Genomic DNA, 12628 nt, shown 5'->3' on the forward strand with positions numbered 1-12628 from the left:
GTCGGGGTTTTTACCAGTTGGTTTAGTCTCTGCCGGTTGCGGGTTGGCTAATATTATTGGGAACTTTCTGCTGGGGGGCAGCCTTGCTAAAATGGTGCTTAGCGCCAATTTTTACGGTACTTTTGACGGCAGCTTGCCGATTTTACGTTTTTTCCTGTGGCTATTTTTGACTCTACCGCACCCGATGCTTCCGAACCCGACTACTTGCAGCCGGGCGACTCGCTAAGCTTTGACTTGAGCGCTGCGGCTCCGCCCGACCTGGATGCTGCCGACGAAGCCCTGGCCCACGCCGCCACGCAGCAGGTAGCCGAAACACTGTTTGGAGCAGAGGAAGAGCTTGTTGACGAAGACTTTACGGAGACGGAAGCCGAGCCCGACTCGCCCCAGGAAGCGGCCGAAGAGGCGGAGGAAGAAAGTAAGTTTGCCCCCGGCGAGGTCATTCACGACCTCAACAACGTGCGCGGCATGTACCAGAACTGGTTTCTGGACTACGCTAGCTATGTGATTCTGGAGCGGGCCGTGCCCGCCGTGGAAGACGGTCTGAAGCCCGTGCAGCGGCGCATCCTGCACGCCATGAACGAGATGGACGACGGCCGCTTCAACAAGGTGGCTAACGTGATTGGCCAAACCATGCAGTACCACCCGCACGGCGATGCCAGCATCGGCGACGCAATGGTGAACCTGGGCCAGAAAGACCTGCTCATCGAAACGCAGGGCAACTGGGGCGACGTGCGCACCGGCGACTCGGCGGCCGCGCCGCGCTACATCGAGGCGCGCCTCAGCAAGTTTGCCCTCGAAGTCGTGTTCAACCCCGACATTACGGAGTGGCAGATGAGCTACGATGGCCGCAAGCGCGAGCCCACCACGCTGCCCGTAAAGTTTCCTTTACTGCTGGCGCAGGGCGTGGAAGGCATTGCCGTGGGCCTGAGCACCAAGATTATGCCGCACAACTTTCGCGAGCTGTGCCAGGCGAGCATCGACGTGCTGCGCAAGCGCGAATTCCGGCTCTACCCCGACTTCCCGACGGGCGGCCTGGCCGATATCAGCAACTACCAGAGTGGGCAGCGGGGCGGCAAAATCCGGCTGCGGGCCACGATTGAGAAGATTGACAAGACGCTGCTCATCATCCGCGACATTCCGTACGGTACCACCACCACGGCGCTCATGGAGAGCATTGTGAAGGCGAGCGAGGCGAATAAAATCAAGATTAAGAAGGTAGTAGACAATACCGCTGCCGAGGTGGAGATTCAGGTGCAGCTGCCGCCTGGCATCAGCCCCGACCTCACCATCGACGCGCTGTACGCCTTCACGGACTGCGAAATTTCGATTTCGCCCAATACCTGCGTCATCATCGACGACAAGCCGCGCTTCGTGGGTGTGGAGGACATGCTGCGCCTGAGCACCGGCAAAACCGTGCGCCTGCTGGAGCGTGAACTGGAAATCAGGCAGCAGGAACTAGAGGAAAAGTGGCACAGCGCTTCGCTGGAGAAGATTTTCATCGAAAACCGCATCTACCGCAAAATAGAGGAGTGCGAAACCTGGGAGCAGATTCTTGAAACCATCGACGCGGGCCTCAGGAAGTTTGTGCGGGTGGAAGGCGAGAAAATGAAGACTAGCGATACGCGCCTCGTTATCCGGCGCCCGGTGAGCGAGGACGACCTCACGCGCCTGACCGAAATCCGCATCAAGCGCATCTCGAAATACGACGGCTTCAAGGCCGAGGAATATATTCAGAAGCTCGACGCCGAGCTAGCCGAGGTGGCCGACAACCTGGCCAATCTCACGCGCTACGCCATTGGGTATTTCGAAAGCCTGCTGAAAAAGTATGGCGAGAAGCGCGGGCGCAAAACCCAGCTGCGCACCTTCGATGTGGTGACGGCCCAGAAAGTGGCCATCGCCAACCAGAAGCTCTACGTGAACCGCCAGGATGGTTTCGTGGGCTACGGCCTGAAGAAAGACGAGTTTATCTGCGACTGCTCGGACCTCGACGACATCATCGCCATCAAGCGCGACGGCACGTTTGTGGTGACCAAAATTGCGGAGAAGACCTTCGTGGGCAAGGACATTCTGCACGTGGGCGTCTATAATAAGAACGACGACCGGCTGGTGTACAACATGGTGTACGTGGACGGGGCTAGCGGCATCAGCTTTGCCAAGCGCTTTCTGGTGTCGGGCATCACGCGCGACAAGGCGTATGACCTCACCAAGGGTACTAAGGGCACGAAAACGCTGTACCTCACGGCAAATCCTAACTCGGAAAGCGAAACCGTCGCCATTCAGCTCTCGGACAAGGCGCCGGCCAGGGTCAAGCAGTTTGAGTTTGATTTTGCCGAGCTGGCCATCAAAGGCAAGGGTTCGATGGGCAACATCGTGACCAAGCAGCCGATTAAGAAAATAACCCAGAAGTCGCTGGGCGACAGCACGCTGGGCGGGCGCGAGGTGTTCTTCGACAGCGTGGTAGGCAAGCTCAATCACACCGGGCACGGCCGCTACCTGGGTGCCTTCGATACCGAGCACGTGGTGCTGGTGGTGTACAAAGATGGCTCGTATGAGCTGACGGCGCCCTCCACGGCCACGCACTTCGACGTGCCTAACATCTTGATACTGCGCAAGCTGGAGCCAGATACGGTGGTCAGCGCCGTGTACGTGGATGGCGAAGCCAAGCTGCACTACGTCAAGCGCTTCCACATCGAAACGACGACTTTGGATAAGCGCTTTACGTTTATTTCCGAAAGCAAGGGCTCGAAGCTGCTGGCCGCCAGCACCTTTGCCGAGCCCGAGGTGGAAGTGAAAGTGCAGCGTGATAAAAAGGCCGACAAGGAAAACGAGAAAATTCGATTAGACCAGTTTATTGAGGTAAAAGGCTGGAAGGCAATGGGTAACAAGCTAAATTACTTCAAAATCCACGGCCTGAACCTGCTCACCGACGAAGGCCCCGAGCCCGTGCGCCGCGAGGCCAAAAAGCGCGGCCCCGCCAAGCCCGAGGGCGGGAGCGAGGCTAGCCCTGAAGCCGAGGCCGCCCCCCCGGCCAACGTGAACGTAGAAATAACCGACGAGGAAGTGGCGCAGTCGCAGGCGCTGCTGCGGCGGCCCAAGGCGCAGCTCGGTTTGTTTTAAGGCACTAGCTTGCTGGCTAGCCCGTTGATAACGCTATGGCTGTGGTTCGCCCGATAGTAGTAGTAGCAATGCTGAGCCTGGGGGGGCTAGGGGGCCTGCCCGTGGCCCGGGCGCAGAAATCGACTACTACGTCGCAGCCCTCGCCGCCCGCCACGCCCGAAGCTGCCGAGCTAGGCCCCCGGCCCAAGCCGAAGGTTAATGCCTCGCCCGCGCCCGACTCGGTGGCCCTGCGCCAGCACCTGCGCCAGGCTGCCAGCCTGCAAAGCCAGTACAAGGACTCGGAGGCGCTGGCCCAGTACCAGGCGGCGCTCAAGCTGAATGGCCAGCACTACGAGAGCTTGTGGCGGGCCGCCGTGCTCAGCGTGAGCATCGGCAACCGCTACTCGGATGAAACCCGCAAAAAAGCGTATTTCGACGCCGCCCACCAGTACGCCGACCGCGCCCTGGCCTTGCAGCCCGAGGGCGGCGAGAGCAACTATGCGATGGCGCTAGCCCTCTTCAGCGAGGCCGGGTTGATAAGCGCCCGCGACCGCCTGCGGCTGTTCAAACAGCTGCGCTCGCACGTGTTTCTGGCTGCCGAGCGCCGGCCCGACCTGCCCGAGGCCTGGCAGCTGCTGGGCCGCTGGTACTACCGCGTGGCGCACTACAATGTGCTCGAAAAAACGTTTTCGCGCATTTTCCTGGGCGGTTATCCGCAGGGCGCTACGTCGAAGAAGGCGATGGATGCGCTGGAAAAAGCCCGCCAGCTCGACCCCGGCCGCATTCAGTATTGCTACGACCTGGCGCGCATGTATAAGTACCAGGGCCGCCGCCGCCGCGCCATTGCCGTGCTGCAGGAAGCCATTAAGCTGCCCACCTACACGAGCGAAGACCTGACCATGAACCGCCTGTGCCAGCAGCTACTGCCACCGCTGCTGCGCGCCGCCGCCCGCCGCGACCGCCTGCACGCCCGCTGGTACGAGCACCTGCCCGCACGCCCCGCCACGAGCGCAAATGACCAATAAACACCACGGCCCGGCTATCATCATAGCCGGGCCGTGGTGTTCAAAATCAGCTAGCTAGCCCGCTCAGGCGGTGGCTAGCTCCGGGGTCGATTGCTGGCCAGGGTCGTGCTGCGGACCTTCGTAGCTGCTCGAATCTTCCTCTTTGGTGGGCGGCTCGGGCGCTTGGCCGGCATCGGCCAGCGGCTTCACCTCGGTGCTGTAAATGTGGGCTAGCCGGCTGATAGTGTTAGCCGCATTCACTTGCAGGTCCTTGAGCACGCCGTCGGCGATGTCATAGACGAGGCCGTGCAGGCGGGGCGGGTTATCGCCGCGCATGGCATTCTGGATGATGTTGGTTTTGGTCAGGTTTTGCACCTGCTCTATCACGTTGAGTTCCACAAGGCGGCGCAGGCGCTGCTTTTCGTCGGTGATGCGCAGCAGCTCGGTTTCGTGCAGGCGCACCACGTCGCGGATGTTCACCAGCCAATTGTCAATCAGGCCATATTGCTTGTTGGCCGCCGCCGCGGCCACGCCGCCGCAGCCGTAGTGGCCCACCACCAGAATGTCCTGCACCCCTAGCACTTCTACGGCGTATTGCAGCACGCTCAGCAGGTTCATGTCGGCGTGCACCACCATGTTGGCGATGTTGCGGTGCACAAACATCTCGCCTGGCCCCGTGCCCGTGATGCCCGAGGCCGGCACCCGCGAGTCGGAGCAGCCAATGAACAGGTAGGTTGGTTTCTGGCCGTCGGCCAGGCGCTTGAAAAACTCGGGGTCTTCGGCGTTTTTGGTCGCCACCCACTGGCGGTTATTGGCCAGAATATCGGCGATGCCCGTCGAGGAAGAGGTAGGGCGCGAAAGCGAAGTAGCAGCCATAAAGCAGGGAAGAAGCGGAAAAGATAAGAAAATTACGAAGCGAAAAACCGATAAGGTGGCCTAGTGGCCACCCAGCACCACCGGCCTAATGCCGCGCAGCTCCAGGGCAATGCCCCGCGCCGGCGCCGCCTGCCGAAAAGCCTCGATGGCCTCCAGCACATCCTGGTCGATGACATCGGAGCGGGTGCCGTCGAGCACTACGCGGCTGCCGGTGGGCAGCTGCTCAAGGGTGGTTACAATACTGGCTTTGTTGAGAAAAGATACGTGCTCGGGCAGGCGCAGGTGCAGCAGGTCAGATTCCTCATCGGCCGTTTCGTCGCGCCGCAGGTAGGAGCCGGCCTTAGCGTTGTCCTTCAGAATGAAGAAGAAGCCTAGCACCAGCCCAATGCTCACGCCCTTAAGTAAATCGGTGAACAGCACCGCCGCAATGGTGATGATAAACGGCCCAAACTGCGCCCAGCCCAGCCGCCACTGCTGGCGGTAGAGCGCTGGCTTGGTCAGCTTGAAGCCCACCAGCAGCAGCACCGCCGCCAGGGCCGCCAGCGGTATCATATTCAGGACTTTGCCTAAGAATAACAAGCTCACCAGCAGCAGAATGCCGTGGAGGAAAGCAGCTAGCTTGGTTTGGCCGCCCGCCGCAATATTGGCCGACGAGCGCACGATAACCGCCGTGAGCGGCAGCCCGCCGAGCAAGCCGCTGAGAATGTTGCCGGCGCCCTGGGCCAGCAGCTCGCGGTTGGTGGGCGTGTGGCGCTTTTGCGGGTCGAGGTTATCAACGGCTTCAATGCTGAGCAGCGTTTCGAGCGAGGCCACAATGGCAATGGTGAAGGCCACGCCGTAGGTAGCCGGGCGGCGCAACGCGCTGAAATCGGGAAACGTCATCTCGCTCGTGAGCTGGGCGAGCGACGTTACCACGGGCAGCTTCACCAGGTGCTGCGGGCGCACCTGCCAGTCGGGGGCCACGGTGCGCAGCAGGTGGTTGAGGGCCACGGCCGACAGCACCACTACCAGCGCCCCCGGCACCAGCCGCGCCCAGGGCTGCCGGCGCACCGGCGGGCTGTCCCAGAGCAAGAGCAGCACCAGCGATGATGCGCCAATCAGCACCGAGCCCGGGCTGATATGCCGCAGGGCCGCCCCCAGGGCCGAGAACGTGTTCAGGCCATTGAACTGCAAAAAGTCCATGTCCTCGAAATAGTCGGTGTCGGCACCCACAAAGTGGGGGAGCTGCTTTAAAATCAGGATAATACCAATGGCCGCCAGCATGCCCCGAATAACGGCCGCCGGAAAGTACAGGGCAATGATACCCGCCCGCGCCACCCCTAGCAACAGCTGAATGCCGCCCGCTACCACCGTAGCCGCTAGCACCGCCGGCCACGACCCCAGCGTGGAAATGGCCGACAGCATCACTACCGTGAGGCCGGCCGCCGGCCCGCTCACGCTCACGGCCGAGCCGCTGAGCACGCTCACCACCAGCCCGCCCACGATGCCCGCCACCATGCCCGCCAGCAGCGGTGCCCCCGACGCCAGCGAAATACCCAGGCACAGCGGCAGCGCCACCAGAAACACCACTAGCCCCGCCGGCGCATCTTGCCCCAGCGTGCTAAACCGGCTGGGTGGGGGCGGAGTAGCTACTCCGCCCGTGGGCGCTACCGGCGCACCAGTGCGGCTCGGAATAGAAGTGACCTGAGGCATAGAAGTGGGCATAAAAAGCAGTGGCTGACGAGCCGCTAGGGCGGGAATAGGGACACAAGAATACGAGGGCGTAATTAAGATGAAGTTAAAGTGAAATTAAAAAGAAATTAAAGTGTATAATGCGCTAGCTACCATTAATTAAAAGCCCGTCAGGAGCGCCATCTTGTGCCCCCTGACGGGCTAGCGGTATGCCCTGGCCGCTGCGGGGCAATGGCTGCCCCACACCAGTGAAAAGCCGCGCCGCTAGGCCAGCGCCAGCGGCGATGCCGGCCACTCCAGCCACACCTTGGTGCCGTGGCCCAGCTGGCTGTCTACGCGCACCAGGCCGCCGTGCAGGGCCATAATCTGGGCCGTGAGCGGCAGCCCAATGCCGTGCCCCGGCAGGTTGCGCACCGCCGCCGCCCGAAAAAAGGGCACGAATACCTGCTCCAAATCGGCGGGGCTGAGGCCGGGGCCGTGGTCTTGCACGCGCAGGCGTAGGTAGCCAGTGCTGGCTAGGCGCAGGCTAGCCAGCACTGGCGCAGCCGCCCCGGCCGAATACTTGCAGGCATTATCGAGCACGTTGAGCATGGCGGCCAGCAGCAGGGCCTCGTTGCCCCATACCGCGGGCAGAACCTCATCACTCAGCTCCAAATCGACGCGGCAGGTGGGGTGGCGGCGCAGTATCTGCTCGTGGGCTTGCAGCAGCAGCTCATCTGGGCGCACCAGGGCCATGGGTACTTGCGAGGGGTCGCCGGAGGCCCTGGCTATTTGCAGCAGGCCGTTGGTGAGGCTGCTGAGCTGGCGGGCAGCATCGAGGGTGCTTTGCAGGGTGCGGCGGTAATCGGCCGGCGGGCGCTCGGCGGGTAATAGAGCCACCTCCAACTCGCCGATGAGGGCCGTGAGGGGCGCGCGCAGCTCGTGCGAAGCATCGCGCACAAACGTGCGCTGGCCCACGAAAGCCGACTCCAGCCGGTCGAGCAGGCGGTTGAAGCGCTGGGCTAGGTGGCCTAGCTCATCGGCCGGACCCTCGGCCTGGGTCAGGCGCCGGCTCAAGTCCGTGGCCGTAATGCCATCGACCTCGCCCACCATGCGCCGTAGCGGGCGCAGGGCCTGGTCGGCCAGCAGCCAGCCGCCCACGCTCATCACGGCAGCGGCGGCCAGCAGGCCCAATATCAGCACCTGGCGCAGGCTGGTGAGCTGGCGGCGGCCATCCTCATCCACCGAGGCGGCTACTACTACCAAGGGGCCTAGCCGCGCATCCTGGTAAAGCAAACCCACCGTTTCGTGGTAGTGGGCCTCGGGCTCAAGCACGGCCTGGCCCAGGCGGCGCACCTCGGCCAGCCACTCGGCCGGAATGGGCTTGGCAGGCGGTCGCTGCCCCTCGCGAAATACCAGCCGGCCCGTCGCGTCGTACACGCGGCCTTCCTCGGCGGGCAGCGTGCGGTAGAGCTGGCGCAGATACTGCCGGTACGAGGCTTGGTGGTTGGCATCGGGGCGGGCCTGGCCGTCGGCGTAGGCGTGGCCCACCACCAGCGCCCGCTTAAACAGGCTTTGGGTGAACTCCTCGCGCCGGGCCTGCTGCGTAACGAAGTAAATAGCCAGCGCAAACAGCACCAGCGTAATTACCAGAATGGCGCCGAACTGGGCCGCCAGCCGCAGGCGAATGGACATGGATTGGGGAAGGAGGTAAAAAAATGAGGGAGAGACAGGGTGAGCAAGTGATGGACAAGTTGTTATCCTATCACTTCCTGCTATCACCCCGCAATGCGCAGCGCGTAGCCCATGCCCACCAGGGTATGAATGAGCTTCGGCTCAAACCCCTTGTCTATCTTTTTGCGTAAGAAATTGATATACACGTCGATAACATTCGAGCCGGTATCAAAGCTCAAATCCCAGACGTGCTCTAGCAGGTCGGCGCGGCTCACCACGCGGTCCTGGTGGCGCAGCAGGTATTCGAGCAGCGCAAACTCGCGGGCGGTGAGGGTGATGAGTTGGCCGGCGCGCTCCACGCGTTTGGTGGCGGGGTCGAGGCTGAGGTCGGCCAGGCGCAGTACGGCGGCCGGCGCAGGCGCCTCGGTGCGCCGGCGCACCAGGGCCCGAATGCGGGCCAGCAGCTCGCTGAAGGCAAAAGGCTTAACCAGGTAATCGTCGGCGCCCGCGTCGAGGCCCCGGATTTTGTCATCCGTTTCGCCCAGGGCCGTGAGCATCAGAATGGGTACGCCGGGGTCGTGGGCGCGCACCTGCCGGCACACCTCCAGCCCGCTGAGGCCGGGCAGCATCTGGTCCAGAATCAGGCAGTCGTACTGTGTGCTTTGGGCCCGGCGCAGGCCTAGCAGGCCATCGGCGGCCAGGTCCACGGTGTAGTCTTGCTCGGTAAGGCCCTGGTGCAGAAAGGCGGCCACCGAGGGCTCATCTTCAACGAGGAGAATTTTCATAAGTGCTAAACAAAAGAGTGGACCCGGCTACGATAAAAAACGAGCTAGCGCCGGCTCTCAACCCGACAGCCCCAGGCTGGCCGCCTGGCAAAAGTCGGCCCCACAATCGGAAATAGGGCTAGCCCCGGCTGGCTCGCCAAGTTGGCTAGGGCTAGGAGCGCCCAGCCTGGCTGCTACTTTTGCGGTTCGTTTTCAGCTACAAACTATGTCCCGTTGGCTTTTTTCTGCGTTGGCGCTGGGGCTGGCAGCCTGCCAGGGCGCCCCGGCTGAGCGCCCCGATACCCTCGTGGACCTGGCCAGCGTGCGCACCGGCCCCCGCGTGCAGGCCGATGAGCTGGATGGCGCCCTTCGGCAGCAACCCGACAATACTGGCCTGCTGGCCCGCCGCGCTGGCCTGCGCCTGGCCGCCGGCCAGCCCGTGGCCGCCCTGCACGATGTAGAAGCCGCCCTGCAAGCTGACGACCAAGATGGCGAGCTTTATTTCTTGCAGGCCCGGGCCCTGCGCGCCCTCAACCGGCTGCCCGAGGCCCTGGCCGCCGCCCGCCGCGCCGCCGACAACGGGTTTAGCTCGCCCGAACTACCGCTGCTGGAAGGTGAAACTCACCTCGCCGCCCACCAGTACGAAGCGGCCCTGGCCAGCCTCGACCGCACCCTGCGCCTTGACCCCGACCAGCCCGCCGCGCTCTTCTATAAAGGCCTGGCCTACGCCGCCACGGCCGATACCGCCCAGGCTTTCGACTACCTGCAGGCGGCCCGCGCCCGCGACCCGCACCAGCCCGAAATTCTGCACCAGCTAGCCTTCCTGCTCAACGCCTACCGCGTGCCCGAGGAGGCCGCGCACTACGCCAGCCAGGGCCTGCGCCTCGACTCGGCCTCGGGCGCGCTGCACTACGACTACGGCCGCCAGCTAGAGCTGCAAGGCCGCCCCGACAGCGCGCTGTACTACTACCGCCGCGCCCTGGCCCTCGATACCACCCAGTACCGGGCCGATTATCGGCTGGCGCTGGCGGCCAGCGCTCACGGCCAGCGGCCGGCCGCGCTTATTCCGCACTTGCAGCGGGCGCTGCGCCGCAACCCGCGCCTGCCCGGCGCCCGCGCCCTGCTGGCCGAGGCCCTGGAAGGCCAGCACCGCTTGCCCGAGGCGCTGCGCCAATACCGCTTGCTGGTGCTCGAAAGCCCTGGCAATCAGCACTGGACCTATAAAGTTTGGAAAACGAATGAGCTGGTGCAGGCGTCGCTGCCCGACAGCCTGCGCACGGCCCCGCGCACCTATTACCGCCGGCCGGTGCCCGGGCCCGCCGCCCGCCCCCAGCCCGTAGAGCCGCTGCGCCCCGTGCCCGTGCGCTAGGGGCAGCTCCTGGCGGGTTGGCTTTTAGGTCGAGCCAGGGTGCATTGCTGGCGGGCTAGCCGTAACTTGCGCTGCCTTTGCGCCCACCGCAGGCGATAGTTTATGCTTAACATCACCCTCCCCGACGGCTCCATCCGCCAGGTCGAAGCTGGCTCTACGGGCTACGACCTCGCCGCCAGCATCAGCGAAGGCCTGGCCCGCAATGCCTTGGCCGTGAAAGTAAACGGCGAAATCCGCGACCTGTACCGTCCCTTCACTGAAGATGCGACCCTCGAAATTCTGACCTGGAACGACGCCGGTGGCAAGCAGGCCTACTGGCATTCCTCGGCCCACCTCATGGCCGAAGCCCTCGAAGCGCTGTACCCCGGCGTGAAGCTGGCCATCGGCCCGGCCATCGAAAACGGCTTCTACTACGATGTGGACCTAGGCGAAGGCCGCACCATTTCGAGCGACGACTTCCCGGCCATCGAGAAGAAAATGCTGGAGCTGGCCAAACACAAAAGCCGGTTCGAGCGCCGCGAAGTGCCCAAGGCCGAGGCGGTGGCCTACTTCACCGAAAAGCAGGACCCTTATAAGCTGGAACTGCTCGAAAATCTGGAAGATGGTCAGATTACGTTCTACACCCAGGGCAGCTTCACTGACCTTTGCCGCGGGCCGCACATTCCCGACACGGGTACCATCAAAGCGGCCAAAATCATGAACGTGGCCGGCGCCTACTGGCGCGGCGACGAGAAAAACAAGCAGCTCACCCGCCTCTACGGCATCACCTTCCCCAAGGCCAAGGACCTCACCGAATACCTCGAAAAGCTGGAAGAAGCCAAGCGCCGCGACCACCGCAAGCTGGGCAAGGAGCTGGAGCTGTTCGCGTTCTCGGAGAAGGTAGGCGCGGGCCTGCCGCTGTGGCTGCCCAAAGGCACGACCCTGCGCGAGCGCTTAGAGCAATTTCTACGTAAAGCACAGGTAAAGGCTGGCTACCAGCCGGTTGTGACGCCGCACATCGGCGCCAAGGAGCTGTACGTGACCAGCGGCCACTACGAGAAGTACGGCGCCGACTCGTTCCAGCCCATTAAGACGCCCAATCCCGGCGAGGAGTTTTTCCTCAAGCCGATGAACTGCCCCCACCACTGCGAAATCTACCGCACCAAGCCCCGCAGCTACCGCGACCTGCCGGTGCGCCTGGCCGAGTTCGGCACCGTGTACCGCTACGAGCAGAGCGGCGAGCTGCACGGCCTCACCCGCGTGCGCGGCTTCACGCAAGATGATGCGCACATTTTCTGCCGCCCCGACCAGGTAAAGGAGGAGTTCCAGAAAGTGATTGACCTCGTGCTCTACGTGTTCAAGGCGTTGGGCTTTAGCGATTTCACGGCCCAGATTTCGTTGCGCGACCCCGAGAACAAAACCAAGTACATCGGCACCGATGAAAACTGGGCGCTGGCCGAAGCCGCCATCCAGGAGTCGACCGCCGAGAAAGGCCTAGCCACCGTAACCGAGCTGGGCGAAGCCGCCTTCTACGGCCCCAAGCTCGACTTTATGGTGCGCGACGCGCTAGGCCGCCGCTGGCAGCTGGGCACCATTCAGGTTGACTACAACCTGCCCGAGCGCTTCGACCTCGAATACGTGACGCCCGAGAACACCCGCGCCCGCCCGGTGATGATTCACCGCGCGCCGTTCGGCTCTTTAGAGCGTTTCGTAGCCGTGCTTATCGAGCACACGGCCGGCAATTTTCCGCTCTGGCTCTCGCCCGAGCAGTTTATCGTGCTGCCCATCTCCGATAAGTTTGCCGACTACGCCCATGAGGTAAAAGCCAGGCTGGAGGCCGCCGACCTGCGCGGCACCGTCGATGCCCGCGACGAGCGCATCGGCCGTAAAATCCGCGACGCCGAAATTGCCAAAACGCCTTATCTGCTCATTGTAGGGGAGAAGGAAGCCCAGGATGGCCTAGTGAGCGTGCGCCGCCACGGCGAAGGCGACATCGGTTCGATGCCCATCGACAGCTTCATTACGAGCGTCAACAGCCAGATTGCCGAAGCAATGGGCTAGCCCGGTAGTGGTTACTGGTCAAGGAGTAAGGGGAAGAGTTCGGCGCTTATTGGCGCGGCTCACCCCGTTAATCCTTGACCAGTAACCATTAATTTTTGCCGGCGCTTTGATTTGCCAGTAAAAAGTCGGATATTTGCCCCCCGAACGAATGGCCG

The 12628-nt window shown here is 63.0% G+C and carries 8 protein-coding genes; 4 read left to right on the plus strand and 4 right to left on the minus strand.

Annotated features, from left to right (window positions below):
- Positions 1-438 precede the first annotated feature (438 nt).
- Together Q5H89_RS15625 and Q5H89_RS15630 are read left to right on the plus strand one after the other, a co-directional pair.
- Entirely contained in the window at positions 439-3117 is a 2679-nt protein-coding gene (locus Q5H89_RS15625) for a DNA gyrase/topoisomerase IV subunit A (RefSeq protein WP_369810671.1), read from the plus strand.
- A gap of 35 nt (positions 3118-3152) precedes the next feature.
- The gene (locus tag Q5H89_RS15630; protein ID WP_305020280.1) at positions 3153-4121 is read left to right on the plus strand and encodes a hypothetical protein; all 969 of its coding nucleotides are present in this window, start codon (positions 3153-3155) and stop codon (positions 4119-4121) included.
- A gap of 63 nt (positions 4122-4184) precedes the next feature.
- On the opposite strand, the gene Q5H89_RS15635 is transcribed toward Q5H89_RS15630, so the two are convergent.
- From Q5H89_RS15635 to Q5H89_RS15650, 4 genes are all read right to left on the minus strand, one after another.
- Positions 4185-4976, minus strand: coding sequence for a carbonic anhydrase (locus tag Q5H89_RS15635; RefSeq protein ID WP_369810667.1), 792 nt, complete (start codon positions 4974-4976; stop codon positions 4185-4187).
- A gap of 60 nt (positions 4977-5036) precedes the next feature.
- Positions 5037-6668: a SulP family inorganic anion transporter gene (locus Q5H89_RS15640; RefSeq protein ID WP_305020281.1), complete on the minus strand. Its 1632-nt coding sequence runs from the start codon at positions 6666-6668 to the stop codon at positions 5037-5039.
- Positions 6669-6911: 243 nt separating this feature from the next.
- Positions 6912-8321: a HAMP domain-containing sensor histidine kinase gene (locus tag Q5H89_RS15645; RefSeq protein ID WP_305020282.1), complete on the minus strand. Its 1410-nt coding sequence runs from the start codon at positions 8319-8321 to the stop codon at positions 6912-6914.
- 83 nt (positions 8322-8404) lie between these two features.
- Positions 8405-9085 (minus strand): response regulator transcription factor, encoded by a 681-nt coding sequence (locus tag Q5H89_RS15650; RefSeq protein ID WP_305020283.1) that lies wholly within the window; start codon positions 9083-9085, stop codon positions 8405-8407.
- Between the two features lie 205 nt (positions 9086-9290).
- Here Q5H89_RS15650 and Q5H89_RS15655 point away from each other — a divergent pair, with 205 nt between their 5' ends.
- Positions 9291-10433 (plus strand): tetratricopeptide repeat protein, encoded by a 1143-nt coding sequence (locus Q5H89_RS15655; RefSeq protein WP_305020284.1) that lies wholly within the window; start codon positions 9291-9293, stop codon positions 10431-10433.
- 102 nt (positions 10434-10535) lie between these two features.
- Positions 10536-12473 carry a threonine--tRNA ligase gene (gene thrS, locus Q5H89_RS15660; protein ID WP_305020285.1) on the plus strand — a complete coding sequence of 646 codons (1938 nt, stop codon included), beginning with the start codon at positions 10536-10538 and terminating at the stop codon, positions 12471-12473.
- Positions 12474-12628 lie beyond the last annotated feature (155 nt).

The organism is Hymenobacter cheonanensis (genome assembly GCF_030581075.1).
GTDB lineage: Bacteria > Bacteroidota > Bacteroidia > Cytophagales > Hymenobacteraceae > Hymenobacter.

Excerpts from the sequence above, each read along its gene's own strand:
- Q5H89_RS15630 (WP_305020280.1), top strand. The coding sequence starts at position 3,153 with ATGGCTGTGGTTCGCCCGATAGTAGTAGTAGCAATGCTGAGCCTGGGG.
- Q5H89_RS15635 (WP_369810667.1), bottom strand. The coding sequence starts at position 4,976 with ATGGCTGCTACTTCGCTTTCGCGCCCTACCTCTTCCTCGACGGGCATC.
- Q5H89_RS15640 (WP_305020281.1), bottom strand. The coding sequence starts at position 6,668 with ATGCCTCAGGTCACTTCTATTCCGAGCCGCACTGGTGCGCCGGTAGCG.
- Q5H89_RS15645 (WP_305020282.1), bottom strand. The coding sequence starts at position 8,321 with ATGTCCATTCGCCTGCGGCTGGCGGCCCAGTTCGGCGCCATTCTGGTA.
- Q5H89_RS15650 (WP_305020283.1), bottom strand. The coding sequence starts at position 9,085 with ATGAAAATTCTCCTCGTTGAAGATGAGCCCTCGGTGGCCGCCTTTCTG.
- Q5H89_RS15655 (WP_305020284.1), top strand. The coding sequence starts at position 9,291 with ATGTCCCGTTGGCTTTTTTCTGCGTTGGCGCTGGGGCTGGCAGCCTGC.
- thrS (WP_305020285.1), top strand. The coding sequence starts at position 10,536 with ATGCTTAACATCACCCTCCCCGACGGCTCCATCCGCCAGGTCGAAGCT.